28 protein-coding genes are annotated in these 26,419 nt (G+C 42.9%); 18 read left to right on the top strand and 10 right to left on the bottom strand.

Translation table 11 applies throughout. From position 1 onward, the window contains the following. The first annotated feature begins 197 nt into the window (after nucleotides 1-197). Both CWC29_RS19940 and CWC29_RS19935 read left to right on the top strand, forming a co-directional pair. Entirely contained in the window at nucleotides 198-2,942 is a 2,745-nt protein-coding gene (locus CWC29_RS19940) for an ATP-binding protein (protein WP_128726149.1), read from the top strand. Further along, a complete protein-coding gene (locus CWC29_RS19935; RefSeq protein ID WP_138524868.1) occupies nucleotides 2,939-3,295 on the top strand; it encodes an Hpt domain-containing protein in 357 nt (118 codons plus the stop codon). Before CWC29_RS19940 ends, CWC29_RS19935 begins: the two co-directional genes overlap by 4 nt. On the opposite strand, the gene CWC29_RS19930 is transcribed toward CWC29_RS19935, so the two are convergent. Next, a complete protein-coding gene (locus tag CWC29_RS19930) occupies nucleotides 3,292-4,065 on the bottom strand; it encodes an MBL fold metallo-hydrolase (RefSeq protein WP_235956697.1) in 774 nt (257 codons plus the stop codon). The genes CWC29_RS19935 and CWC29_RS19930 overlap by 4 nt on opposite strands. Nucleotides 4,066-4,306: 241 nt before the next feature. Between CWC29_RS19930 and CWC29_RS19925 the strand changes: the two genes are divergently transcribed. Further along, the gene (locus tag CWC29_RS19925; RefSeq protein ID WP_128726152.1) at nucleotides 4,307-5,275 is read left to right on the top strand and encodes a DUF4097 family beta strand repeat-containing protein; all 969 of its coding nucleotides are present in this window, start codon (nucleotides 4,307-4,309) and stop codon (nucleotides 5,273-5,275) included. Between the two features lie 697 nt (nucleotides 5,276-5,972). Here CWC29_RS19925 and CWC29_RS19920 read toward each other — a convergent pair. Then, nucleotides 5,973-6,218: a hypothetical protein gene (locus CWC29_RS19920; protein WP_167815457.1), complete on the bottom strand. Its 246-nt coding sequence runs from the start codon at nucleotides 6,216-6,218 to the stop codon at nucleotides 5,973-5,975. Between the two features lie 1,473 nt (nucleotides 6,219-7,691). Between CWC29_RS19920 and CWC29_RS19915 the strand changes: the two genes are divergently transcribed. Both CWC29_RS19915 and CWC29_RS19910 read left to right on the top strand, forming a co-directional pair. Continuing rightward, complete coding sequence (locus CWC29_RS19915; protein WP_167815456.1) at nucleotides 7,692-7,940, top strand: hypothetical protein; 249 nt, start codon at nucleotides 7,692-7,694, stop codon at nucleotides 7,938-7,940. A 50-nt stretch (nucleotides 7,941-7,990) separates the two neighbouring features. Next, nucleotides 7,991-8,488 carry a type VI secretion system Vgr family protein gene (locus CWC29_RS19910; protein WP_167815455.1) on the top strand — a complete coding sequence of 166 codons (498 nt, stop codon included), beginning with the start codon at nucleotides 7,991-7,993 and terminating at the stop codon, nucleotides 8,486-8,488. Nucleotides 8,489-8,555: 67 nt separating this feature from the next. Here CWC29_RS19910 and CWC29_RS19905 read toward each other — a convergent pair whose 3' ends face one another. Further along, on the bottom strand, nucleotides 8,556-8,762 hold the full coding sequence (locus CWC29_RS19905; RefSeq protein ID WP_167815454.1) for a hypothetical protein: 207 nt from the start codon (nucleotides 8,760-8,762) through the stop codon (nucleotides 8,556-8,558). Between the two features lie 281 nt (nucleotides 8,763-9,043). Here CWC29_RS19905 and CWC29_RS19900 point away from each other — a divergent pair, with 281 nt between their 5' ends. The 10 genes from CWC29_RS19900 (at nucleotide 9,044) to CWC29_RS19870 (ending at nucleotide 14,039) form a co-directional block, all read left to right on the top strand. Next, on the top strand, nucleotides 9,044-9,460 hold the full coding sequence (locus tag CWC29_RS19900) for a hypothetical protein (RefSeq protein WP_167815453.1): 417 nt from the start codon (nucleotides 9,044-9,046) through the stop codon (nucleotides 9,458-9,460). Further along, nucleotides 9,400-9,819: a hypothetical protein gene (locus CWC29_RS19895; protein WP_167815452.1), complete on the top strand. Its 420-nt coding sequence runs from the start codon at nucleotides 9,400-9,402 to the stop codon at nucleotides 9,817-9,819. The genes CWC29_RS19900 and CWC29_RS19895 overlap by 61 nt, the downstream gene beginning before the upstream one ends. 1,082 nt (nucleotides 9,820-10,901) lie before the next feature. Continuing rightward, nucleotides 10,902-11,411, top strand: coding sequence for a PoNe immunity protein domain-containing protein (locus tag CWC29_RS19885; RefSeq protein ID WP_235956696.1), 510 nt, complete (start codon nucleotides 10,902-10,904; stop codon nucleotides 11,409-11,411). A gap of 9 nt (nucleotides 11,412-11,420) precedes the next feature. Next, nucleotides 11,421-11,885, top strand: coding sequence for a hypothetical protein (locus tag CWC29_RS23840; RefSeq protein ID WP_235956695.1), 465 nt, complete (start codon nucleotides 11,421-11,423; stop codon nucleotides 11,883-11,885). After that, nucleotides 11,854-12,066, top strand: coding sequence for a PoNe immunity protein domain-containing protein (locus CWC29_RS24015; RefSeq protein WP_268960351.1), 213 nt, complete (start codon nucleotides 11,854-11,856; stop codon nucleotides 12,064-12,066). Before CWC29_RS23840 ends, CWC29_RS24015 begins: the two co-directional genes overlap by 32 nt. Further along, entirely contained in the window at nucleotides 11,987-12,214 is a 228-nt protein-coding gene (locus CWC29_RS24010) for a PoNe immunity protein domain-containing protein (RefSeq protein ID WP_328820805.1), read from the top strand. The genes CWC29_RS24015 and CWC29_RS24010 overlap by 80 nt, the downstream gene beginning before the upstream one ends. A 163-nt stretch (nucleotides 12,215-12,377) precedes the next feature. Further along, complete coding sequence (locus CWC29_RS24155; protein WP_328820816.1) at nucleotides 12,378-12,503, top strand: GAD-like domain-containing protein; 126 nt, start codon at nucleotides 12,378-12,380, stop codon at nucleotides 12,501-12,503. After that, nucleotides 12,493-12,759 carry a GAD-like domain-containing protein gene (locus tag CWC29_RS23605; RefSeq protein WP_209319190.1) on the top strand — a complete coding sequence of 89 codons (267 nt, stop codon included), beginning with the start codon at nucleotides 12,493-12,495 and terminating at the stop codon, nucleotides 12,757-12,759. The genes CWC29_RS24155 and CWC29_RS23605 overlap by 11 nt, the downstream gene beginning before the upstream one ends. Before the next feature lie 85 nt (nucleotides 12,760-12,844). Beyond that, nucleotides 12,845-12,910, top strand: coding sequence for a T6SS immunity protein Tdi1 domain-containing protein (locus CWC29_RS24150; protein ID WP_328820815.1), 66 nt, complete (start codon nucleotides 12,845-12,847; stop codon nucleotides 12,908-12,910). Nucleotides 12,911-13,775: 865 nt separating this feature from the next. Then, nucleotides 13,776-14,039 carry a hypothetical protein gene (locus tag CWC29_RS19870; protein WP_128726971.1) on the top strand — a complete coding sequence of 88 codons (264 nt, stop codon included), beginning with the start codon at nucleotides 13,776-13,778 and terminating at the stop codon, nucleotides 14,037-14,039. A gap of 137 nt (nucleotides 14,040-14,176) precedes the next feature. On the opposite strand, the gene CWC29_RS19865 is transcribed toward CWC29_RS19870, so the two are convergent. Next, nucleotides 14,177-14,710 carry a DinB family protein gene (locus CWC29_RS19865; RefSeq protein ID WP_138524992.1) on the bottom strand — a complete coding sequence of 178 codons (534 nt, stop codon included), beginning with the start codon at nucleotides 14,708-14,710 and terminating at the stop codon, nucleotides 14,177-14,179. A gap of 186 nt (nucleotides 14,711-14,896) precedes the next feature. Here CWC29_RS19865 and CWC29_RS19860 point away from each other — a divergent pair, with 186 nt between their 5' ends. Continuing rightward, nucleotides 14,897-15,625: a glutathione peroxidase gene (locus CWC29_RS19860; RefSeq protein WP_128726973.1), complete on the top strand. Its 729-nt coding sequence runs from the start codon at nucleotides 14,897-14,899 to the stop codon at nucleotides 15,623-15,625. Nucleotides 15,626-15,914: 289 nt separating this feature from the next. Continuing rightward, on the top strand, nucleotides 15,915-17,375 hold the full coding sequence (locus tag CWC29_RS19855) for a dihydrolipoyl dehydrogenase (protein WP_138521221.1): 1,461 nt from the start codon (nucleotides 15,915-15,917) through the stop codon (nucleotides 17,373-17,375). 44 nt (nucleotides 17,376-17,419) lie between these two features. On the opposite strand, the gene CWC29_RS19850 is transcribed toward CWC29_RS19855, so the two are convergent. Genes CWC29_RS19850 through CWC29_RS19840 form a run of 3 tightly spaced genes read right to left on the bottom strand, consistent with a single transcriptional unit; the run spans nucleotide 17,420 to nucleotide 20,692 of the window. Then, the gene (locus CWC29_RS19850) at nucleotides 17,420-19,153 is read right to left on the bottom strand and encodes an EAL domain-containing response regulator (RefSeq protein WP_128726975.1); all 1,734 of its coding nucleotides are present in this window, start codon (nucleotides 19,151-19,153) and stop codon (nucleotides 17,420-17,422) included. A gap of 11 nt (nucleotides 19,154-19,164) precedes the next feature. After that, entirely contained in the window at nucleotides 19,165-19,584 is a 420-nt protein-coding gene (locus tag CWC29_RS19845; protein WP_128726976.1) for a response regulator, read from the bottom strand. A 10-nt stretch (nucleotides 19,585-19,594) separates the two neighbouring features. Next, nucleotides 19,595-20,692 (bottom strand): sensor histidine kinase, encoded by a 1,098-nt coding sequence (locus CWC29_RS19840; protein WP_128726977.1) that lies wholly within the window; start codon nucleotides 20,690-20,692, stop codon nucleotides 19,595-19,597. 258 nt (nucleotides 20,693-20,950) lie between these two features. Here CWC29_RS19840 and CWC29_RS19835 point away from each other — a divergent pair, with 258 nt between their 5' ends. Continuing rightward, nucleotides 20,951-21,874, top strand: coding sequence for a GGDEF domain-containing response regulator (locus CWC29_RS19835; RefSeq protein WP_138521223.1), 924 nt, complete (start codon nucleotides 20,951-20,953; stop codon nucleotides 21,872-21,874). Nucleotides 21,875-21,983: 109 nt separating this feature from the next. On the opposite strand, the gene CWC29_RS19830 is transcribed toward CWC29_RS19835, so the two are convergent. From CWC29_RS19830 to CWC29_RS19820, 3 genes are read right to left on the bottom strand one after another with little or no spacing between them, the layout of a single operon-like run. After that, nucleotides 21,984-24,410: an ABC transporter permease gene (locus CWC29_RS19830; RefSeq protein ID WP_138521225.1), complete on the bottom strand. Its 2,427-nt coding sequence runs from the start codon at nucleotides 24,408-24,410 to the stop codon at nucleotides 21,984-21,986. Continuing rightward, nucleotides 24,403-25,092, bottom strand: coding sequence for an ABC transporter ATP-binding protein (locus tag CWC29_RS19825; protein WP_138521227.1), 690 nt, complete (start codon nucleotides 25,090-25,092; stop codon nucleotides 24,403-24,405). Before CWC29_RS19825 ends, CWC29_RS19830 begins: the two co-directional genes overlap by 8 nt. Before the next feature lie 22 nt (nucleotides 25,093-25,114). Continuing rightward, nucleotides 25,115-26,362 carry an efflux RND transporter periplasmic adaptor subunit gene (locus CWC29_RS19820; RefSeq protein ID WP_138521229.1) on the bottom strand — a complete coding sequence of 416 codons (1,248 nt, stop codon included), beginning with the start codon at nucleotides 26,360-26,362 and terminating at the stop codon, nucleotides 25,115-25,117. Between the last annotated feature and the right edge of the window lie 57 nt (nucleotides 26,363-26,419).

Below are 26,419 nucleotides of genomic sequence, written 5' to 3'. Positions count from 1 at the left end.
GACTTCATAGGTAGCAATGGCCTTGTACTCTGATCTACATTCCTAACCATCACACATTAGACAAAAATTCTCCCCCTCAGCATCGACAATTTACAGGCTTTGCTCATCCTCCTCAACAATTACTAGATAGACCATAAATACAGCAAGTTAATCATGAACTGCTATATTGTTTTATGAGGATACGATTGGGGAATGTGATGCTAACAGCACTAAAAGACAGTATGCCAATTTTGATTGTTACATCTGAGTGGTATGTCAGTCATACAACCACTGCTGCGGAAAAACTGCTCGTACCTGAAAATAATATCGTTAATAAGCACCTTGAAGACCTATTTACCTTTCCCTCATGTGTAGAAGAGCAACAAAAGACGATTGCAGATGGTTCTTTGATACAAGTTTCGTTGCGCACATCGCCAAACGTACAATTTTTACTTTCCTTTTATGATGTCCACAGCAATGAAATATTTGTGCATATTGCCGAGCTTTCTACTTATTATTGTCAAAATCCTTTAGAGGACGAACAAACCCGAATTTTACGTCACGCCGTCAACAGCGCAAACCTCGGCGTTTGGTGTTACGACCTGCTAAACAAGACAGCATATTTTTCTCCCAAATTTAAATCTCTTATAGGCCTTCCGGCCTCGGCCGAGCTCGACTGGGAAACCTTAAAAAGTATGATTTACCAAGAGGACCAGCCGCTATTTTCCGAACTGCTCTCCCATCACATTGAACAAGGACTTATGCTGCATTTTGAGTTCCGACTAGAGGTTAGGGGCTCAATCCATTGGTTTGAGCTCAAAGGCGAGCAAGTTAAATATTGTATCCGAACACACAGTGTGTATGGGATTTTGGCTGACTGTACTCACGAAAAAGACATGTTAGTCGCATTACATGATGCAGAAGAAAGCAAAGAACTTGCTATGCAAGCTGGGAAAATAGGCACTTGGCGAGCAATACGAGTAGCGAATCAATGGATTTGGAATTGGGATCATCAAGCGAATGAAATTTTTAAGCTTTCGGAAGATGATATAGGCAATCTGCATCTTTGGGAGGCTAGCCTTCATCCCGACGATAAAGCTCGGGTTATTCAAGCGCTAGAAGCATCATTAAGCTCAGGCGAGATCTTTGAGCAGCGCTATCGCGGTCTGCTCAACGACAAGGATATTGTTGTCGTTTATGCTAAAGGTGTTGTCGGACTAGATGAATATGGCCGACCATCACGTATTGATGGTGTTGTTATCGATCAAACCGACGTCTATATTGCCCAAAAAAAGCTCCAGCATATTAATCAAGAGCTAGAACAACGCGTCGCTGAACGCACTGCTGATCTTGAGGCTGCTATTATTAAAGCTGAGCAAGCAAGTCGCACCAAGTCAGACTTTTTGTCTATGATGAGCCATGAACTTAGAACGCCAATGAATGGTATTATCGGCTCATTGGATCTCATGTCGCTATCTGAGCTTGATGAAGACAACCAAGAACTCTTAGAAACCGCGTCTATTTCAGCCAATAATTTAGTCTCAATATTGAATGATATTTTAGACTTAGCCAAAGTTGAGCAAGGGAAAATGGAGCTTGAAAGTTATCCTTTCTCTCCTTCTAAAATGCTTAATAACATCATCAAAACGTTCGAAGCCCACGCACGAGATAAATCGGTAAAATTAACGGTGCATGAGGACATAAAGCTGCCATTAGAAGTGATTGGCGATGAAAATAGAGTGCGACAAATTATCTTTAATGTTGTCAGTAATGCGATCAAATTTAGCGTTGCAGATCGTGAAGGCGGTGCGAAAGTGACCATCACTGTGCATTGGGCATCCGAGGGCGTTGCTTTATCTCACCTGATATTTAAGATAGAAGACAATGGAATTGGCATTGCACCGGAAGTACAAAAGAAACTGTTTACCCCCTTTACACAAGCCGAACGCTCTATTACCAGAAAGTATGGCGGCACGGGGTTAGGCCTTGCAATATGCGGCAAGCTTATTGACCTTATGGGTGGCAAGGTCGCTTTAAAAAGTAAATCTGGAGAAGGCTCAACTTTTACCATTACCATTCCCGTTTGGTGTCCGAGGACGCAACAGCAGCCCAACATGCCATTTAATACACTCTATTGGCTTAGTGATGCCTGTTGGCAAAGTTCGTTGGCACTGACACAACTGTATAATGCCTGCACGCATTTTTGCAGCGAGCTCAAAATCGTCGAATCACCTAATGAAATCAAAGAAACTGACGGCGCTGCACTTATTCGCGTTTTCACAACGCAAGCCGAAGCCTCTACAAAACAAATACTCTCACCTATTCCAGAATTAATGTTTTTTGATGAAAGCGCGTTTGCTAACTTGACCAGCAAAGCGTTAACGACGCAAAAATCAAAACCAATTACACCACAGACTCAATACTCAATCGGCCAATTACTAAGTAAACTTAAAGCCAGCCAACAAGATGATGAGACTGATTTAGGTGAGTTAAACGATCTCAGTGAGCTGGACGCGCTACTTTCACTAGACGATAAAGCTTCCAGCCCAAGCGATGACAAAACGAATACTAATGGTAAGCAGCATATACTCCTTGCGGAGGACAATCCTTTTAACCAAAAGCTCATTGTCAAACAACTTTCTAAACTCGGGGTTTCCTGCGATATCGCTAATAACGGCAAAGAGGCTTTGGCGATGTATAAAAGCCAACAATATCAGCTTTTACTAACCGATTGTCATATGCCAGAGATAGATGGATATGAATTGGCTAAATTAATTCGCGCATTTGAGTCCAAAGAAGAGCGCAGTGCAATTCCTATTGTTGCTGTTACTGGCGCTGCGATGAAAGGGGATAAAGAGCTTTGCTTAGACAGTGGCATGAACGATTATGTTAGCAAACCTGTGCGGCTACAAGAGCTCAAAAACACTTTAGGTAAATGGTTAGATATGGACTTTACACAATGAGTCAAACTCTCAACCCTCAGGTACTTATCGACTTAATTGGTGATGACTTTGCCACAGCAAAAAAGTTTTACACCGACTTTCTGGTGCAATCGAAATCGAGCTGCGCAAAGTTTAAAGAGGCATACCAAACACGTGCTTTTCAAGCGTTAAAAGACGAAGCCCATTACCTCAAAACCTCCGCCAAAGCAGTGGGGGCAGAGGTACTAGCTGAGCATCTACAGGCGTTAGAATATTCAGCACTTGATAACAACACTACGGAGTGCGCCGAAATAATAAAAGCGATACACCATGAGATCGGTAGCGAGTTTGTTCGAGAATTAAAAGCCTATTTAACTTCTCAGTCGCAAACTTAAAGCGTAATCGACTGCTCAGCAATCGCTGCTTTGAGTCCTGCGTGTTCAAACTTCACAACATCTTCTTGATGCTGGTAATGATAGACCCAAATATTTTTAATGATGTCTTCGCGATAGCTCGTCAACAACTCATCAAGGGAGCAATGGCTGGGGTTGTTTGCAAGACCGCAATCATGAAAAATAACCTCGCCGTTACTGACATGGTGATGGAGTAGCTCAGGAATAGCCTTAGTATCACCACTGTAAAACAAGCTACCAGGGAGGTGTAACGAAAAAGCACTGTTGGGCTCATGATGACGAACGGCATAACTGTGTATACGCTGCCCACGATGAAGAAAGCTTTCAGAAACTGGAAATAAACGAAAGACCTGCCAAACACCACAGTTACCCTCGCTTAGTCCGGTGTAGGCGAGCATGTTACACAACCCAACGATTAACTCTGCTGGAGCGTATAATGTGACTTGGTGCTGACTCAATGCAGCCTGAAAGTAAAGCTGCTCCAATCCACCAACATGATCATAGTGAAGGTGAGTAATAAACACAGCATCGGGTAATGATGCAAAATGGCTTTTATAGCGTGACACCGTATTAAAGCCACAATCTATCAATAACCAAGGTAAGCCTTTATGGGTCAATACGCAGGTAGAACACCCAAGAGTTGCAGCGCTGGCGGCACTTCCAACTCCTAAAAAGACTGCAGCGTCTGGTTTACAGTGACTATCAACGAATGATTTCGGATTGACAGCGTGTAGCTCGGTCTTCTTGGTCATGTCTTTCATTGCACTGTCAGAAAAATAAGCAAGCAATAGCGCCAGACTACACTGTCGAATTTACAACCACATGACAGTCATATCTGCAAACTTTTGGCTCAGCTCACTATGTGATTTCGCTATTTTGACCAACCTTGAGTATCAATATTTATTAACTCATTGATTTATATAGACACTATTTATGGTATAACTATTGCTGAATGACAACATTATGTCATCATCACTACGGAAAATAACAAAAATGAAAAAGCTTTTCACCAGTTTAGCCGCCCTTAGCCTTTTATCTGGCTGTGTCGTACATATCTCTCCAAGCGCAGCGGCAACCAAAACACTCCATAAATCTCTACAGCTCAGCGCTGCAGAGATAAGCAAACTTGATGCAAATACCACCTCGGGTAATATCCAAATCATTGGATACGACAACCAACAAGAGATCCAAGTGGAAGCTTCAGTGTTAACCACAGAAACGGAGAACTATCGACTTACCCTTGAAAAGTCAGGTGATACCGCCATATTGGTAGCCGATTCTGATACAAGTTCTGGTGTACAATGGTATCGTAATAACAGCCCTAGAATTGACCTAATCATCACCATGCCAAGTCAGCTCGCACTAACACTTGATGACAGTTCGGGTGATATAACCATCAAAAATATCAAAGGTTTTATCAAGCTAGATGATGGCTCTGGCAATATCACATTAGAAGATATTCAAGGTGCTGAAATTGATGACGGCAGTGGCAATATCCATGTCACTAACGTCCAGCAACTCGTTATCGACGATGGTTCTGGCGACATAACCATAAAGGGGTTGATCGATACACTGGGGTTGGAGGATGGCTCGGGTAATATTAATGTGGCTGGCGGCACGGATATCAAAATAGAAGATGAGTCTGGCGATCTAACCCTTCGCGGTTTTAGCGGCAACGCTGATATCACCGATGGCTCTGGCTCACTAGTTGTTGAAGGCGGACATAATATTAAAATCGATGATGAATCCGGTAACATTCGTGTGCGTCACGCCCAAGGCGATGTCACTATCGTTGATGGTTCGGGCAATACGGATATCGAAGCAGTGAAGGGCCATGTTCAAATAGAAGACGGTGCTGGAAATATCCGTGTGGTAGATGCAGGTTCTCTGACCATTACCGAGTCAGGCTCAGGCTCGGTGAAAATAGACAGGATAGCGGGAGCCGTAAAGCTAGATGACTAGCTGAATGACTTAAATGTGGAGCAATATACGATTGCTCCACAGTCAGTAAAGTTCAACATTAACTCGAGACTATGTGTAAAATCAGATCGTCCTCTTGACAGGTTTCTACGCCCATCCATGGACTTCTTTGATGCCTAATGACAAGGCACTCCCTCATCACCCGAAAAACATAACTGCTCGGCGGGTGAACCGCCTCCCACAAAACTATTTAGACTGTGAGCTTGGAGGCTACGCTGATAGTTTTTACAATACTTTCAGCAGCTTTACGGCTAAAACCTTGGAAGATCTCACAAGCAACTTATTCCCCCCTCCATCACACCCGAAAAGCATAAGCCGATATGCAATGTGCCGACAGGATGTCGGCTAAGTCTTGTCTGGCACATGGACGTGCCTTACAAGACGGTTGCGATACCAATTGTATTAGGTAAATGAGCAATTTGAAGCGGAGAAATAGCTTTAGTAGCTAGGCAAAATTTTGCTATTTAGTTGTTCTAAATGAGAAATTTTTAACGACGCTAATATGGTATTTCACCCTTCAAATTGATTGGAGACTTAGTGCAATTGGTATTATATATCGGCTTAGGATTTGAGAATTGAGTGTGATGTTGGGGCGACGTTTTCTTGGTTCGTTCTTTTCGTCGTTTAGAAAGAATGAACGAGGAGCGCATGGATGCGCTTTGATATTAAACATGGAGGTTTATGTTACTAACGGCTGATAACTCGAAATGTGTCGTAAAGCCAGCTCGTCCTCCTGACCGATTTCGACGCCCATCCATGGGCTACGACTACCTTTCTTTGCTTGCCCAAAGAAAAGGTAGCAAAAGGCACTCCCAACACCACACTGACTCCTCAAGTAAATTACCAATATGAACGTCACCGCTGTGTAAGGGCCATCCTTGGCCCTGTCACCGCTTTCACGCATCCATGCGTTGAAATGACTCATTGGCAATTTACTTTGGGTGTGATGAGGGAGACACAAGGCGCTGATAAATTCTTGTGGTGCTTGCAAACTACTTAGCTACTTTTAAGAGAAAAACTAGAACTCGCAGTCAATACTAATCCCTTTACCGCAACCGAAAACATACTTCTCGGCGGGTGAACCGCCTCCCACAAAACTATTTACACTGTGAGCTTGGAGGCTACGCTGATAGTTTTGTAACCCTTGCAAACGGCTTAATCGTAAAATCGTAGACGATCTCACAAGCAACTTATTTCCCCTCCATCACACCCGAAAAGCATAAGTCGATATGCAATATGCCGACAGGATGTCGGCTAAGTCTTGTCTGGCATCATGGATGTGCCTTACAAGACGGTTGCACTATATCGGCTTAGGATTTGAGATTAAGTGTGATGCTGGAACGACGTTTTCTTGGTTCGTTCTTTTCGTCGTTTAAAAGAATGAACGAGAGCGCATGGATGCGCTTTGATATTAAACATGGAGGTTTATGTTGCTAACGGCTGGTAGCTCGAAATTTACCGTAAAGTCAGCCCGTCCTCCTGACCGATTTCGACGCCCATCCATAGACTAAAACTTACTTTTCTTTGATGCCTAAAGAAGAGGCAATACTTCACTCGAAAAACATACTTCTCGGCGGGTAAACCGCCTCCCACAACGCTATATTATATATCGACTTGGATTTGAGGATTCGGTGTGATTTCGGGGAGGCGTTTTCAAAACCATCCGTTATGCCAAAAGATAACCATTCGAATGCTGAATAAAAAAATGAGTTAAAAATGCTTGCCTTTTATGTAACAATAGCGCGCAAATAAAAACCAATCGCAGCACACTAGGAAGTAGTACCGCGTATTGGTGGCACGGCTTTAACCAACAACAGTGGACATAAAAATGCAAACAAGGATTGTGGTGTATGGTACTAACCATCCTGTACATGTCGTCGATTTTGAACTCACGACCTGTATCAATAGCGGCTTTTACTCAAAGCGAACCTAGAATCCCAATTTGACCTGGCTGATGAGTTACTTGTCGGCAATATGCTCACGTTTGAAATTGAGTCACCAGATGCAATATCAACGTATTTCACTGGGACTTTATTTGATATCAATCTGGTTTTGTGTCTGAGCACACCTGTGGTGCAGAGGTAATCTTAAAGCCTCGCCTTGAGTTACTTAAGCAAACAGAAAAAAGCCAAATCTTTGTACAAGCCAATGTTCAGTCTGTCCTCAATAAGTTGATACAAAAGCGGGCTATTCACAAGACCGGATAAAATGGCGAGTCACTAAAGACTTACCCACGCTACCGCAGTGTGTACAAGCGCTAGAAAACGACTACACCTTTTCACCCGACTCTTAGCAAAGTACGGCTTAATCTATTGGTTTGAATGCCATGATTTTATTGAGTCGATAGTGATTGCCGAGGGAACCTTGCAAGCCCTATATTGAGCGAGGCTTGTTGTCGGTGACAGATAAAGATGGTCTGGTTCACGAGCATAAAACCGGCTTTGTCGGGTTTACGCAGTGCCAAAGTCGCCATCGCTTTAGAATGGGTGGCTCCCAAGTGCATGTAAATGCCCATCCGCCTACCTCCGTCAGCTCGGCGCAGCGCAGCTATTTTGAACCTGCGGCACACAATCCCGCTGAGCAATTTGAGCGCACCGGCAATCTCGAGCTTGCCTATCAACAAGGTAAAATGAAGTCACGCTGGTAGGCAACGTAGCCGAAGCCAATGCCGGTTATTCGTTTTCGTTAAATGGTAAATTGGGCACAGCGAAAGGTGGCGATTATACCTGTATTCGCAGTAAACAGGTGTATAAGCAAGGCAGTGCCAATGACCCTAAGCAAGTTGCTCATCATAGCGAGTCGGTGTGTGTACCACGAGGTGAGCCAATACGTATTACTCCCCAGAGCATAGTCCCAAAGCCAATGGTGTTTACCGCCACGGTACGTTCATTGTCGGGGTCAAAGACCAATCCTCATCTAGATACCCAAGGGCAATATGCCACGCAAGTACATTTTGATAGTCAAGTCACTGAATCAGTAAAGCGCCTCACACAATATGCCTGTCGCGGCCAAAAGCAACCGACAGGGTTACACTTTCCACTGCTGCCAGACAGTAATGTGCTCATCGGTTGTATGAACAACGACCCTGACCAAAGTTATATTTTAGGCTTTGCCCTTAACGACACCAACCATCCGTTGTTACCAGCGCCAATAACGCCCAAAACGTGCTCTGCTCTCGCGGCCAAAACCTATTGATGTTTGATGACACTCTAAATACCCGCATATTGTGCTGCAAACCTTAGCGAGTAATCAGTACTTAGTGTTACATGGGGATAAAAGCAGCCTTATATTCACTGGCTTGCACAACTTGGTGCGATGAATATTTTGCAGCCAAAGACATACAACTTGGCAGTGTTAAAGTGCAATTCGACTGCTCACCAATAAAGCCTTTATCGCCAGCGCCAAACAACAACTGGCACTGGAGGTAAAAGTCAGTCATTGCCGATGCAGCAACCAACCTAGACGTCACCGCCAATCAAATTGACGTCAGCGCCGAACAAAATATCACCCTTAAGGCGGGTCGCAGCCATCGCAATGTTATCCAAAGCGATATAAACCTCAAGGCAGACAACAACCTCACCATCACCGCTCCCGCGGAAGTCAAATCATTCAAAGCCAAGGTAATATCACGATTAAAGGCAGTGGCTCTGGCAACCTCACCCTTGCCAATGGCGGCAGTGAAATCAGTATTGACTCAAGTGGTAACGTCAACATCTTTGCAGACAAGTTACTGACCTTAAAGGCAAAGCCATGACCGTGTTTGACGGCAGCATGGAGCAAGATATTGGCGGTAAACAAAGCGCCACGATGCCGAGTGTACCGCAAATTCAAGCACTCTCTGAGAATGCTCGACTCTCACTGGCCGCCGATGGCATTGCCACCATGATGAGCAGTACCATTGAGTTGTCTTATACCTATCAAGATGGCAGCCCAATTATGGGCGCACCTTATACCATTCGATTTGCAAACGGCACAGAGTTGACTGGCAACTTAGATGACAGCGGTAAAGCAAAAATCGAGAATGCCCCGCCGGTCAATACACCGTGCAATATGGTGAGGACAAACGCGATTACCTACCAGAAGATAATCGCCCTAAAACCCACTGTATGGACAAATCACCCCAGCGCGAGCGTGAAATGGTACGCAGCGGCAATACCGCACCACTGATAGAAGCCAATGGCATTGCAACCCAAGCGGGTGATTGGTTATGGGGCACACTACAAGGCGACTTTAATCAAAACCCCTCTACGTCACAAATCGTGGTAGGCACCTTGATTTCCATGATACCAATTATCGACCAAGTCATGGATTTACGAGATATCATTGCCAATGTCATGTTACTGACCGACGATGATGAAGCCAACGACACCGACGCTTGGCTTGCCTTTACCTACGGGTATTGGTTTAGTGCCGGTTGTGGGCTCAGCCGTCAAAGGCGTGGGCAAGGTTATCTTAAAAATACCGGAGAATCCCTCTCGGCTGCGCTTGCGGTACTTCGCAAGCTAGGCAAAGAACGACCCAGTTAAATACCTAAGAGACATCAACTGGCAAGACCTAGGAAAACAATCCGCTACGGAAGTTAAAAACATCGTCAAAGGCCTGCGCGATTCACTTGATGACATGTCTACCAGTTGGCACTACGACCTACTACTCCCTGACGCTGCCATCGAAGGCATGCAAGCCACAGTAAAACGCCTAGACGACGTCACCCCCAAAATCGACCAGCATATGCAACAAGCCGCCAAGAAATCGGACAGCGAGTTAATAAAGCACTGGATGAATATCAAGGAGAATTACCACAGGTTGGTGTTACCAATGTGCCGAAGAAATCTAAAGCGCCGGAGCTTTCAGCTCCAGAAGGAAACGATCTCAAAGGTGCCCTGTTAACAAAGTTAATCCGCCATCACGTAAGACGCCTAGTGACTTTACGCAGCATAAATCACTAAACCATAGAAAAGCGGCTGCGGGTGGTACAATGCCCATCAATTAATGACGGAAAAAGGCTTTGTACCATTAGGTAAAACCGACGGTAATTTTAAGCCCGGCGAAACCGGTATAGATGGGATCTATTTACACCCAAATCCACCACCTGATTATGCTTTCACTGGAAGCGAAATACAATAAAAGTAAATTGGGAAAAACCAAAACAGGCAAGCAACTGAGTGATCGGTGGCTAACGGAAAAACAGCTCAGGAAAGCTGGGTTGAACGAGGAACAGATAGCAGACATACTAGAAGCCATTGAAGATAATGATGGCAGAGTCATAAAATTGCTTATCCGTAATAAATTGGATGGCAATCTAATAGTAAATATACTGGATAAAACGCCCACAATATTGGTAAAGCAACCGGATTTTAGGACATATAAATGCAAAGAGATAATTTGAGAGATATTGATTATTACAATGATAGAGTTAACTTTAGAGTAAAGGTTATCGAAAAAAAATACAGAAAGTCCAACCTGATAGTCAGTTTGAAGCTGAAGTCAAAATGAAAGGTTCATTTAGGCTAGTTAGTGACTCATTATATCTTCTTCATCAGAAATACTCTCGCGGCGATGATCTCTCAGAATTTAAGCCACTTTTATTAAATATGTTGACCTACCGCCAATGGCAAAGGACTATGCTGACGCTTTGCCAGATAAAGAGCAAGTAGAGCGAATTGGCTGGGAAGAAATAAGAGAAGATTACCTCGAAGATCATCTTAAATGGTTGAGTTTCGCTTACTGTTTAAATATGGATAAAGAATACTACCTAAAAGTGCTGAGTCTTATCGGTAATCAAGGTCAAGACGCACTATTTGATAAAATTGCTATAACCCTAGGTGACACTAATCGTGAAATAGCAGCGGATACTCTGTTCAAAAAACGTTTCGGTAAGCTGTACAAAGTAGTTGAAGGAAGTCCAGAGCAACGTCCAGCACTTGCAAAAGCCTATCTAGAGGCTTGGTATGTCTTGGAGGGTAGCCCTGATTATCATTTAATGGATACAGATGCATACATTGGCTATTGGTGCTGGGAAATTGCGCTTGTTGTTAAATTATTCAATATTGATGATAGCAGCTTTATTGACCACCCATACTACCCCAAAGACCTCGTACATTGGCAAGATAATCAGTAGGAGATAAAGGTGCGCGATACACGGAGAAGTAACGATTATTTCGAAGCATTCTTAGTCGACATTGAAGTTGGCATCAAAGAAACACAAGAAGCCCTCGATGCAGGTAACTTTACCACACCTAGCGAGCGAGTTAATGTTGCCCAGCGTATATATCAGCTCGCGATTATGCGAGCGGTAGCGCACTACTCATACGGTGCTCACCTTGGGGATGTTAAGCGCTATACCGAAGCGATTTTGCCGTATCGCAAACAACTGACACACTACTGTGATAAGTTACCTGCAAATCATCAAATATATCGCTATGCTTTTGAAAAGCTAGGCGGGCAAATTGATGCTGTCGGCTCCCCTAATATCAATCGTTATATCTACACTTTGTGGTGGCTGGCACTCTTACAAGCCTGTGATGTCGCTCAAGCTCATATTCAAGAAGTGCTAGACGTTATTGGCGAAACGCGGCAAAGACACCTTACTTGATAATATAGCCATTGCACTTGGTGATAACGATAGACCTATTTCGCCCACACTCTACTACCCTGAAATTTATCAAAACCTTTCACTCGCTTTGACGGTACCCAGTGAACAACAGCCTGATTTACTCAACCAATTTGCACAAAATTGGTACAGTAGGATTAGAGGGCTTGGCGGACTGGCATGATAATCACAATTGTGAATGCGAATTCGAGTACACGGATTATTATATTGGTTATTGGTGCTTTGAATTAGCTTTAGTCGCTAATGTTCTAGAAATACCAAGAGAATCTTTAGAAGATAGCGGTTATGTCCCGGTTGATTTACTCAGATAACCCCTACATACAAATATTAATGGGGCCCTTTCAGATATGAGTATTGAGGCACAAAACACATTATTTATACTTAGTCCGAGTAAGTTAAATATACACCTACATAGGTGCAAATAATGAATAAGTTTTTGACAATTTTTATCACTTTGGTGGGTTTGGCCCAGCGATAGAAGCGATTCAACCAACAGATGAGCAAACCCAATATTACCAAGGTACTTTACCTAATAATTTACTTGAGTATTGGAAAGAATACGGCTTTTGTGGTTGGGGAAAGGCCGTTTATGGATGGTGAATCAAAAGATTATCAAGATATCTTGACTGAGTGGTTAAGAGGAACTCAATTCGAAAAAATGCAAAATGACGGTGTAGATAGTTTCTATGTCATTGCAATAGATGCGTTTGGAAAAATGTATATTTGGGGTAAAAACTCGGGTAATTGCCTGAAAATCACTTCTCCCTACTGCATGATATTTCCTAATTTTAGTAACGATGATTACTTAGAAAATGGTGAGGAGCTAACTTTGGACTTATTTTTCTCAACAAAATGAGCACCGAAATTGATCTAAAAGATCACAATGAAAAACCTCTTTTGAACGTGCTGTCGAAAAGCTAGGCCCTCTTGAAAATGGAGAGATCTATGGCTTTGTGCCAGCTCTTGCCCTTGGTGGCGAACCTAAACTTGAGAATCTCCAAAGGTAAAAGCCACGGAACATTTAGCTTTCCTAGCTGATCTTGGAGAGAAACGTGTTATGGCTGATATCGTCGCGCTATCTAACCAATTACCCCATAACCAATAGCACCTTTTAAGTCCTTTAAATACAAAGGTGTCGCCAGGCTAGGTTCAACCATCTTCCTAGCCTACATTTCTCCACCAAATTTCTTCTGCTGCTTTCGTTTACATTTTTAATTAGAGAAACCACGGTTGTTAATCTTTAACTACTCTACTGAGATGGTATGCAGTGATAAGACAAAGCCATAAATAGAGGCCCAAGACGCATCATAACCATAGTCAAAGTTACCTTAAAAAAATACTGGAGAGACATCAACTGGCAAGACCTCGGAAAACAATCCGCCACGGAAGTTAAAAACACCGTCAAAGGCCTACGCGATTCACTTGATGACATATCTACCAGCTGGCACTACGACCTACAGCTTCCAGACGCCGCTATCGAAGACATGCAAGCCACGGTAAAACGCCTAGACGACACCAACACCACACCAGAAAAGCACAACTTCTCGGCGGATAAACCGACTCCCACAACGCTATATTATATCAGCTTGTGGTTTGAGGAGTCGGTGTGATGGGGGACGAAGCTTTCTTAATTCGCTCAATAACATCGTTTTAAAGGAATAAACAGGAGCGCATAAATACCACTTGAAGATATTTTTGGCTCTAACTACAGAAATGCGGTACGCGGAATAACTAGACTAGGTTCCAAGAAAAACCCCACTGGATACGAGGTTACAGATTTTTCAAACGGAAACGCCAAAGCTATATATCTAATAGAAGATGGTAACATTAAATTGCACACATTATACCCTGAACTAAAGAAGTAAATATACGATGAATAAACTTGAAGATCCTTTAAGAACCATTTTAAAAACTTATTGTCATGTCGAAAGACATGACCCCAGTATTTTGAGAAGAGCTGTCGGCATTGGAGAAGACTACCCTTATGACTTGATTAAAGTCAGAGCTCAACTTCGGGAGGTTATAGACTTAAATCTTATTTCACTAACAGAGTATGAAGAATTAACAGACGAAGATTTTGACTCGATAGAGGACCTTCATGAATGGCTAGAGGAGCTCTATTCAGAGTTATTATGAAAAGTTAGCGAGTGAAATTCTTATTAGCAGGCTTTACCGAACACGGTTTTTAAAGGCCTGTAGAGCTAATGTCTAGCTTTATAACCCTTCTCATTGCTGATAACACTAGACATAACCGAAGCGGTAAAGCTAGACCACTAACCAAATGATGTAGGGATCCGAGCTAATAGATCGGTTTCTCCCATATCAATACCAATCTGGCTGAGCAATGTCGTTATTTGCCCTCTATGGTGCGTCTGATGATTAAATAAATGATGCACTAAAAAACCAAACTGGCGAGAAAAGGTTTTACCTTGTGTGTTTTTGTAGTGTAAATCGGCAGCAAGCGCCTCCTCAGTGACTTCATTCGCAAATTCAACAATCACCTTATCCATTTCAGCTCTTGCCTGTCTCAACGCTGCAAAATCTTCATACAGCTTCGCATCAAGTTTTGTCGGCAGCGGCATCGTTGCTACAACGTTCAGTGCTTCAACATGATAGCTATGCTCTGTATAGCGCTTAAGCCAAATAATATCAGCAACAAGAATATGGTTTAACGATCCCATGATGGAACCAAAAAAAGCCCCTCGATCTTGGTGTAATTCCGTGGCGCTCAATCCCGAAACAGCTTCATATAACCTTTCGTTCATCCAGCGATTGTAATCCGCCATTAATTCAAAGTTTGCTTTCATCTAAATATTCCCTACTCCCGTAAAAATTGACTAATCTCAATTTAGCGGCATTGGCTAGGTTAAAAAATACAAATATTTGAAGTTGAAAACAATCAATTTTATTGAACACTTTAATCTCAACTATCAATTATACAAATCAAAATGCGCACGGCATAATGGCTACATCAACTTAAGAAGGAAAGCAAAATGTTAAAGAGTATTGAAGGTCAACGCGTACCACAGGTTACATTCCCAATTAGAGAAAATGAAGAGTGGAAGCACGTCACCACCGATGAAATTTTTAAAGGCAAAACTGTAGTTGTATTTTCTTTGCCTGGTGCCTTTACACCAACATGTTCGTCAACGCATTTACCACGCTATAACGAGCTTGCCAGCGTATTTAAGCAAAATGGTGTCGACGAAATCGTGTGTTTATCCGTTAATGATACGTTTGTAATGAACGCATGGGCACAGTACCAAGAAGCGCAGAATATTACACTACTACCTGACGGTAACGGCGAATTCACTGACGGCATGGGCATGTTAGTTGATAAAAACGATTTAGGTTTTGGCAAACGCAGCTGGCGTTATTCAATGCTGGTAAAAGATGGTGTGATTGACAAAATGTTTATCGAACCGGAAAAGCCTGGCGACCCGTTTGAAGTATCAGACGCAGATACTATGTTGGAGTACATTAACCCACGCCAAATCAAACCAGAGCCGGTTACCATTATTAGCAAGATTGGCTGTCCATTCTGTGAAAAAGCCAAAGCCTTGCTAAAAGAAAAAGGACTGGCATATGAAGAGCTGGTACTTGGTCAACAAGCATCGCTAACCAGTCTTAAAGCGCTATCTGGTCGCGAAACCGTGCCGCAAGTATTTATCGGTGGTAAACACATCGGTGGCTCAGACGATTTAGCTGAATATTTCGCTTAATCACTCATCCCCCACAACATGACTTGGTGAACTTGTTCACCAAGTCAAAATGTTCCCCCTCAACACAACACGATGGCTAATAACTGACTGTCATGGGGGAGTATACCAATTTATCTTAATACTTGCTCAATTTGAAGGAGCAAATCTGACGCTAACTACGTTAAAAATTTCTCATTTAGAACAACTAAATAGCAAAATTTTTGCCTGGCTATCGACAAGATTTTCTCGCCTCAAATAGACCTCTTAATTAAGTAAATTGGTATCACACTTTCTGATTTCGGAGCAAAAAATGAAAAAGATAAACACCGACGTAGTCGTGATTGGTGCGGGGACAGCGGGTCTCAGCGCCTATAGAAACGCCAAAAAATATACCTCAGAAGTGCTGATGATTGAGTCCGGTGTATACGGCACAACGTGCGCACGGGTTGGTTGCATGCCGAGCAAGTTACTGATTGCCGCTGCTGAAGCTGCACACCAAATTGAAGTCGCACCTAAATTTGGTATTAATGTAAAACCCGCTGAAATTGACGGTAAAGCGGTTATGGCGAGAGTCAAACGAGAGCGAGATCGCTTCGTTGGCTTTGTCGTCGAAGCTGTAGACGAATTGCCTCTGCAGGATAAACTACGCGGCAGTGCAAAATTTATCAACAGCCATACAGTACAGTTGGACGACCACACGCAGATCACAGCTAAACGCTTTGTTATCGCTACGGGTTCAAGACCTAGCTACCCCGGTGCATTTAATAATTTTGGCGACCGCTTAGTCATTAACGATAACGTTTTTGACTGGGACGATTTACCCGGCTCAGTTGCCGTATTTGGCCCCGGTGTGATTGGCTTAGAACTAGGTCAAGCGCTACACCGACTTGGCGTAAAGGTCAAAGTATTTGGTGTCGGCGGTGGCCTTGGTCCACTAACCGATCCAATCGTCAAAGACTATGCCACCACTGTGTTTAGCGATGAGTTCTACCTCGATACTGATGCCAAAGTATCAGATATGAAACAGGTCGGTGACAAAGCCGAGCTTACCTACATTGACAAACAAGGGAAACCACAAACCGAGCAGTTTGACTATGTGTTGGCAGCCACAGGTCGTGTGCCCAATGTTGATAACTTAGGGCTAGAAAATACCACACTTGAGCTTGATGACCGAGGCGTTCCGCTAGCCGACCCACATACCATGCAATGTCTTGATAGCTCAGGTAACGCCCCGATTTTTATTGCGGGTGATGCCAGTAACCAGATCCCGCTTCTACATGAAGCCGCAGATCAGGGCACGATTGCAGGTGAAAATGCTGGTCGCTTCCCTGATGTGAGAGTGGGACTACGCCGTGCAAAGCTTGCGGCGGTATTTAGCGACCCACAAATTGCTATGGTTGGAGCAAGTTATAAAGAGCTGGAAAAGCAATATGGCAATTGCGGCTGCTTTGCCATCGGAGAGGTGAGCTTTGAAAACCAAGGCCGCAGCCGCGTGATGTTAAAAAACAAAGGCCATATGCGAGTCTACGCTGAGCAAGGCTCCGGGTTATTCTTAGGTGCCGAATTTGTCGGCCCCGCTGCTGAGCATATGGCGCATTTACTTGCTTGGGCGCTACAAAACAAGATGACCGTGCCACAAATGCTCGACATGCCTTTCTACCACCCAGTGATAGAAGAAGGCCTAAGAACGGCACTAAGGAATCTTAATGCAAACTTGAAGTTTGGCCCAGATATTATCAAACACTGTTTGGAGTGTGGTCCTGGCGCTTAATACAAACATCACAGGAGCCAGCCGCTACTGCTGGCTTTATCTTTCTACTGCATTGCTTTAAATTCTCTGGCAAGGTCGCGATTTACCGCTTTTATCGTTTTCACTACGGACTTTTCAGAAACAGGGCTCGAAAAGTAATAACCCTGAATTTTATCTACTTTTGCCTCTTTACAAACATAGTACTGCTGATATTTCTCAACACCTTCAACAACAATGCTCAACTGTAGGCTTTTGAGCATATCAATCAAACCCAAAAATATCCTTTTCCCTCTATCGTCTACCTCAATTCTGTCGGTAAGCGATTTATCCACTTTAACAATATCAATTGGATAATTGAGCAAATGTGATATTGAAGAATAGCCCGTTCCAAAATCATCTAGCGCAATCTTGCAGCCAAGCTCTTTTATGCGGCTTAGGCTTGATGTTACCCGTTTATTTTCATTTAAAAGCGCTGTTTCTGTTAGCTCAAACGTAAATAAAGTACCGTCCATATCTGCTTGCTTTAAACAATCATTGATGAACGCAGGCAGAGCAATGTCTCCGAGCTGTAATGGTGAAAGGTTTATTGCCAAACGAATAGGATATCCGCACTTTGTCTGTATCTGCTTTAATGTGGTGATCGCATGCTCAATAATCCACTTTCCCAAAGGCTCGATGAGCTTCGACTCTTCAGCTATCGCAATAAATTCTTGAGGATTGCTTGTGTATTTTGCCGTAGGCCACCGGATCAACGCTTCTAGAGACACCACTTTAGCCTGCTGAATATCGACAATTGGCTGAAATGCCAACTCTAACTCTTGCCTATCTATTGCGCCTCGTAAATCTTGCTCCACGTTATACTTCATCTGGAACTCGGTCTGCATATTATCTTCAAAAATACACGCCATTGTACTTTGGGAGGATTTAGCCCTAAATAGTGCAATATCAGCAAAACGTATTAAATCATCAGCGTTATTACCATTGAGCGGATAAAGAGAAATTCCCATTCTTACTTGGCAGTAGATGTCCAGCTCATAAATTGAATAGCTTCGACTCAACAAACGAACAAGCTTTTCAGCTTCTATTTTAATTTGCAGCGGGTTATCACAAGTCACCATCAAACAAGCAAACTCGTCTCCACCAAAGCGACTGACAATATCTTCTTGCTTGGTATGCCTATTAAAGCTTGCTCCTAGTTCAAGTAAAAGTTGATCGGCGATTTCATGGCCAAAACGGTCATTTATCTTTTTAAAATCGACGATATCGACGACAAGGATCCCAACACACTTATAGCGCTTTTTATCGGCTTGCATCAGCCGCTGGCAAGACTCCTCGAAGTAGTAACGATTATACAACCCCGTCAATGAGTCGCGCTCGGCCATCTGCTTTACTTGCAAGTAGCTATTATGCAGCTGACTTTCTAACTCAAAACGTTTTCTGGCTTGAATAATAGAACGGCTTAAAAGCGATGCAGTGACCTCTTCTTTGAGTAGAAAGTCCTGTACACCCAAATCTAGACATTTCAAAACCAACTCTTCAGAATGCGAATTGCTGATCATGACTATGGTTAAATCTTTAATATGGTTAACACGCCTGAGTTCGATGAGTAAGTCCAAACCATTTTTGGACGGCATATTGTAATCCAGTAGTAATAGGTCGAAGCAAAGCTCTTCGAGCGCAAATATTCCTTCTTCTACCGTACTGACTTCTGTCAATTGATGTTCAATCCCACCTTTCACTAGGGAGCGGCGGATCATCTTTCGGTCAACTATATCATCGTCAACAAGCAATATATTCATTTACAACCTCATTACTTAGTTGGAAACTGTACAATTCGCCAATACCCATCCAACATATCAACGAGGCTCATCATTGAGTTACTTGCTTCTTCTTTTAAAAAATATCCCGCTACGTTTTTTTCATAACTATGATGAATATCATCTTCATCTTTCGAAGTAGTAAGTACGAACACAACGGTATCTTGTAGCTCAGGGTCTTCTCTCAACCGAGCTAAAAACTCAAGCCCACCCATACGAGGCATTTTTAAATCTAATAAAACAATAAATGGATACTCTATTTTCTTAGCTTGTAAGAATTCTAACGCTTCAACGCCATCAATTGCCCGTACCATAGGGTTCATTATCTTGCGCTTTGCAAAACTGCGCTTTACTGTCATATAGTCAATGTCATCATCCTCGACGACCAGCACTGTAATATCATTATTTTGCATAAAATGAATCCTAATTAGGGTTAACTCTGGTATCTACTTTTGGCCACTTGAGTACAAACTCAGTGCCAACGTTACTATCTACAATATCAACTGAACCGCCATAGTGATTGAGCACTTTTTTAATGATTGCCAATCCCATACCGCTACCTTCTTGTTGATCTCTAGGTTTAAGCGTTTGGAACATTTCAAATACTTTCTCCCTATACTCAGGTGGGATCCCTGGACCATCGTCAATAAAATGCATTTCATACTCTTTAGCGCTTTCTTTAACGTGGATTATTAGTGAGCCATTTTCACAGTCATGGTGTTTAAGCGAGTTGCTAATTAAATTACGGGTAACAACTTCTAATGCCGTTTTCGGTAAGGTTACAATTAGAGAAGTGCATTCCAATTTCAGCTTCGCCTCAATATCAATAGAGTCATATATCTCTTTTGTAAATTCGCAGAATTCAAACGTTTCGTTTTCGCTATGCTTTCGATTTACCCGCGAGTAAATCAGTAAATCATGGAGCAATTTACTCATTCTCGACACACGCTGCTGAATTAAATCAAAATTCTCCTTAGCGCCTTCGGGTAACTCATCGCCGTAGTCTTCATCAATCCAAGTTACCAACTTAGAAATCGCATTGAGTGGCGCTTTTAAATCGTGAGAGGCAATATAAGCAAATTCGTCTAAGGCTTCATTGGAGCGCTTTAACTGAGCAACAAGATGCTCCCTTTCGGTCACGTCACTGGAAAGCCCCAAAATAAACGTCGCGCCTTTGGCATCATAGAATCGCTTTTTGCGAGTAAATAATGTTCTGACGCCACCATCTGGGAAATTGATAATCTCCAAACACTCTGCATACCCTGTTTCCAAGGCTTTTTTATCATCTTTGATAAACTCTTCAACTTCTTCTGGTTGATAAGAGTCAAGTGTGGTGTAGCCAATAATTTTCTCTCTGGCTTCTTCTGGATACATGGAGCAAAAAGCATCGTTCGCTTTTACGATCCTAAGCTGATCATCTTTGATAAAGGCGTAGTCTGGGATATTGTCAAAAATTAAATCGGAAAGAGAATCATCACCAATAAATCTGTCTGCTTTCTCAAGTGAGGTTGAGTCTGTCATAGGAATTTACTTTGGGAACAGGTAATAAGATCTATAGTAGGAAAAATACATTATTCAAGATAAAAGTAATTTAAATGTTACGCAATAAGTGTGTTACAGCATAAAAATGTCTATACTATATCTTACGTAGGGTTCTTTATTTATAGTGCAATGCTTGCCTAGTGCTAAGACTAATCATAGTCGCTTAAGCACACTCTACTTTTTAAATAGAGACGTAGCACATTAATCTAAACCTGCAACAGAAACCAAGGCAGTAGCATGTTTGAAGACGTAGTAGAACTAAACAACTGTACCATAGTAGTAATAGAAGACTCACCACTCACTCAAAAGGTGCTATGCGCATGTTTAGAAGATATATGCAAAGTAGTTGCTTTTGAAAGTGCTGAGAAGGCCATGGAATATGTAAAACTTGCATTACCAGACTTAATCCTAATGGACTGGATGTTAGAAGGGATAACGGGTATAGAAGCCTGTACGGAGCTTCAAAAAGATCCAATAACCGCCCGAATTCCCGTCATATTTGTGACATCCAACATTAAAGAAAATCAGCAAGAAATGTGCTGGGATGCAGGAGCTGTTGATTTCATCAGTAAACCAATCGTGGCGCGCACGCTGTTTAATCGCGTACTCACCCACCTGAAGTATAAAAAGCAAGCCGATCAACTTAGAGAGTATTCATACGTTGACGGACTTACCGAAGCGTTTAATCGCAGGTTATTTGATACTGACTTGGAGCGCCATTATCGCGGTGCAAAGCGCTCAAACAGTCCGCTTAGTATTGTGATGCTCGATGTTGACTATTTCAAACTCTATAACGATGAATATGGTCATTTGATGGGTGATGATGTCTTGAAGGTTTTTGTAAACACCGCTAAAAATCATATTCGTCGACCTATGGATGCGCTGTACAGGTACGGCGGTGAAGAGTTTGCCATCTTACTGCCTAATACCCCCTATTCTTTCGCCTTAGAGATCGCGCAAAGAGTTGTACAAACTTTCTTCGAAACCGCGATTGAACATAAACTTTCGCCACTAAAAGCCGTATCGGTTAGTGCAGGCGTCGCTACACTTAGCGAGGATAATATCAATCAACCAGTTGAAGCGTTAGTAGAAAGAGCAGACAAAGCGCTGTATGAAGCTAAAGAAAATGGTAAAAACCGAGTGTTTGGAGAGGCAATCTAGCAGCTATTCCTAAAGGCAAGGTGAATTTACGTACCAACAGTAAGCTGGTACGTAAATTCAACGCAGTTAATTACTTTTGCTATAACAGCACCGCAGGAGTTTATTCCTTTTACTCATATTTTAGTGATTTTACAGGCCGTGCTCGTGCAGCAACTAACGTTAACGAGCTAACCGTTAGCCAAGCGATTGCAAACGCTAAACTTGCTGCAATTAAAAATGGCACGATTGAAAGGTCAATACGATAGACAAAGTTGTTTAGCCACTGCTGCATCACAAAGTACGCAAGCGGCCACGCTATCAGGTTTGCGATCATCACTTGCTTTGAGAATTTCTTGTTGATCAATATCACAATATCCATCACCGAAGCTCCAAGTACTTTACGTACCCCAATCTCTTTGGTGCGTCTTTTTGTGGAAAAAGAGGCAAGACCAAATAAGCCTAAACAAGCAATGAAAATAGCCAGTATAGAGAACAAGTTAAACACAATGATTTCTTTGTCTTCCTGGCGATACATCTGCTCAAATTTAGTCTGTAGATAAGTCAGCTCCATTTCTTGTTCTGGTACTAGCTTGCGCCAGGTATCCTCTATGAAGTCGCGAGTTTGCGTTATATCACCTTGGAATTTAATCGCCATCGAATTGCCTTCACTCTCTCTTAGCAAGTGATACGTTGGGCTTATCTCTGTTTTAAGTGAAGAAAAATAATAGTTGTGCGTTACCCCGATGATAGTCGCCATAGCGCTTGAATGGCGAGTTAATCGTACTTCAAATGTCTTACCAACTGCTTCATCAGCACTAAATCCTAAACTCTGCGCCGCCTTTTCATTAATCACAACCGAAAAACGCGGATTTGGCTCAGCCGCACTCGGCATCACAAACTTATCTGCAGGAAAATCGCGACTAAACCCTCGACCACTCAGTAACTTTATGTTGTAGCTGCTAAAATAATCTTCATCTACTGCCAATGTCGGCATGGTTTGTGACAATTGTGTTTTTGGATTAACCATCCCAAAAGCATCGACAATGGTCTCTGTTGGTACCGCTGAACTTGCTGTCACACTGACAATATTTGGATGAGAGAGCAGTTGTGTTTTTAGTGCACTACGTTGTTGACTGGCGATGTCTGTATAAAGACGGCTCAGCACAAAAGTATTGTCTTTGTCATAACCGAGTTCTATGGCTCTGGCATACTTTAGTTGCTGGTTAGATACTGTGGTGGCGATAATAAGCACCACGGCTACACTAAATTGAAATACCACCAGCCCTTTACGCAGCAGCGCACCAGATTTACCCTGTGTCACTTCTCCTTTAAGCACTTTAGCAGGTTTAAAGCGGCTTAGGTAAAAGGCTGGGTATGCGCCTGAGATTAAGCCAACGAATAACCCTAACAGCAACAGCGTAGTCAACACTAACGGCTCTGAATAGAAGTCAAAACTGAGCGGCTTGCCGATAAAGCTCGCAAACAAGGGCAAACCGGCCTCAACCAGCGCTACAGCAATGATCAACGCGATATAACTCAACATCATCGCCTCAACCACAAACTGCACAACTAAATGCTGCTGTTTAGCGCCTAATGTCTTACGTACTCCCACTTCCTTTGCGCGCTTGGTTGCTGTGGCGGTCGACAAATTCATAAAGTTAACACACGCAATAAAGAGAATAAGCGCTGAAATAACACTAAACGAATAAACGGTATTGATATCACCATTTTCTTTCATTTCACCATACTGATGTGAGTGAAGGTAAATATCGGTGACAGGCATTAACTCAAAGCCAAGGGTGTCGCTAGTTCCCGGGCCATAATGATTTTCTAAATAATTTGGGATTTTTGCTTCAACATCTTCACCGGTTACCCCATCCGCTAATTTAACGTAGGTGAAATAGTTAAAACTTGGGTCACGCTGCCAGCTGTTATCACCATAATAAGTGGTGGCCGTTGCCATACTGATGAGCGCAAAGACATTTAAATGGGTGCGCAGTGGCAAATCTTTTATCACGGCGCTCACTTTTAACGGTAGTTTTCCTGCACCAAGTAAAGACTCTCCGACAACATTCGTACGACCAAAATAGAGCATTGCAGCTGCTTGGGTTAAAACAATGGTGTTTGGAGCCTCAAGTGCCGACTGACGCTCTCCGTCAATTACATCTAAGGAGAAAAAATCGACAAAGTTGGGATCAGCGAGGAATACACCATCATGAAGAAAACTTTCCTTGCCGTGTCCAAGCGCAACACTCACTTCTCGAAAGCGAGTAGCATCAATCACTTCTTCAAAATGTGCTTGATAGTTTTCAGCGTTAAATACTTGCCCTTGCGCATAGTATTGTTCAGGCGCACTTGGCGGCATCCATTTTACAGACGAGCGATAGATTTGCTCATGACCCTTAATAAACTTGTCATAACCCAACTCAGACTCAACAAAGATAGCCATACTGATACAAATAGCTAAACCAATCGCCAAACCCAAAATATTGATTGTTGAGTAGAGCTTTTGTTGTAGTAAACTACGATACGCGATTAACAGGTAGTTTTTAAGCACAACGAACCTCCTGCATTTGACTCGAAACAATATGGCCATCCAATACATGGATCGTGCGATGCGCATAATTTGCATGGTGTTCTGAGTGCGTCACCATGACTATAGTTACCCCTTCTTGATTAAGCTGTGCTAGCAGCCCCATGACTTCTTCACCATTTTTTGAGTCAAGATTACCGGTTGGCTCATCCGCTAGAATCATTTTTGGCTTTGCAACAATCGCACGCCCAACTGCAACCCTTTGCTGTTGACCACCTGAAAGCTGCTGTGGGTAATGATCTTTGCGATGCGCAATATTTACTTTTTCAAGCACGGCTATCACACGCTGTGCTCGCTCGGCTTTAGCGATCCCCTGATAAATAAGCGGAAGCTCAACGTTCTCATACACAGTGAGCTCATCGATAAGGTTAAAACTTTGGAAGATAAAGCCAATATTGTCTTTACGAATATCAGCAAGCTGACCTTCACTTAAATGGCTGATGTTCTTGCCATCAAAAACATACTCGCCACCATCAATATGGTCTAGCATGCCGATGATATTGAGTAAGGTAGACTTACCTGAACCTGACTGTCCCATGATAGCAACGAACTCGCCACGCTCTACGGTCACCGTGACATCCTCAAGGGCGTAAGTCTCAATCAGCTCAGTACGAAAAACTTTATTTATTTTAGTTAGATGTAACATATTCTTTTGCCTTTTAATTCTATTAACGAGTCAAACTGACCGACTGCATGTCTTTAAAGCTGCTGTAACTTGAGGTGATCACTCGGTCGCCGACCGCCAACCCATCAAGTACTTCAATATATTTGTTGTTACGCTCGCCAAACGTCACCGATTTCTTCACCGCCACCTGGCTGCCCTGCTCTAGTACAAATACCCACTTGCCAGCGGTATCTTGATAAAATCCACCATTTGGTATTAAAGTCGCGGCTTTCGCATCTGCTAATAACAACTCCAACTGTAAACTTTGACCTCTACGCATGTCGCTGGGCAGCGCAGCATTAAAAGTTAAATCCACTTCAAAGCGACCATTTGACACTTCGGCATAGACCTTTGCGAGCGTTAGCTCATACTGCCTCCCCTGCAGCGTTAACCTTGCGGTTTGTCCTGCATACACGCGGCCTAGGTAAAACTCATCAATTTGGGCCGACACTTTATATTCAGACACAATATCAACTTGCCCTAAACGTGAGCCTCTCGCCTTTGAAGCACCTAATTCTGCGTCTAGCGCAGTCAATTGACCATCCATAGGCGCTTTGATAATTAGGTTTTCAAGATTTTTACGCGCAAAGCTCAAGTTTTTATTGAGCTGCTCGACGCTATCTTCTAGCTGTGCAATTTGTGCCGTACGGATTTTTTCATCTTGTTGCTGCTGCTCAATAATTAACTTACGACGGTTTTTTAGATACTCAGTTTCATCTTCGGCCGCTTGTAGCTCGCCTTTTGAAACTAAATTACCGCTACCAAGGCGCTTCAACTGTGCAAGCTTTCGCTCACTTTGCGTTACCTGAAAGTCTAGCTCTAATAGGTTTCGTTTTAAGTTTAAACGGTTTTGCTCTATCGCTAAGCGGGTATTGTGTAGGTTATTTAGCTGCTCTGAGATCTGCGCCTCACGGGAGATCACATCCAGTTGCAGACTGGTGTTGCTCAGTGTTAGCAACTTGTCACCCTTTTTAACCATCGCACCTTCTTCGACGAAACGCGCTTCGACTCGGCCACCTTCGATGGCATCTAGATACACAGACTTACTCGGCTTGATGCTGCCTCTAAGCGGAATAAGATCATGAAACTCACCCTTTGTCACTGTACTTATCTTGACTTTATCCATCGCCAGATTAACACGTTCCCCACTGCTACTCGCTGCACTATCAAATGCAAAATACGCTACTGCTATAATAGGTAGCGCCAGCCACCACAGCTGAAATCTTTTGTTAGGTGTGATTTTTCTATCCATTTTGTCACCCTCTTGAGTTTAGGTTAGCCTAATAACTCAAGTTGCGTGCCAAACCAA

It is taken from the genome of Pseudoalteromonas galatheae (genome assembly GCF_005886105.2).
Classification (GTDB): Bacteria; Pseudomonadota; Gammaproteobacteria; order Enterobacterales; family Alteromonadaceae; genus Pseudoalteromonas; species Pseudoalteromonas galatheae.
The sequence above is the reverse complement of the archived record's forward strand: the minus strand, read 5'-3'. Positions and strand labels throughout refer to the sequence as shown.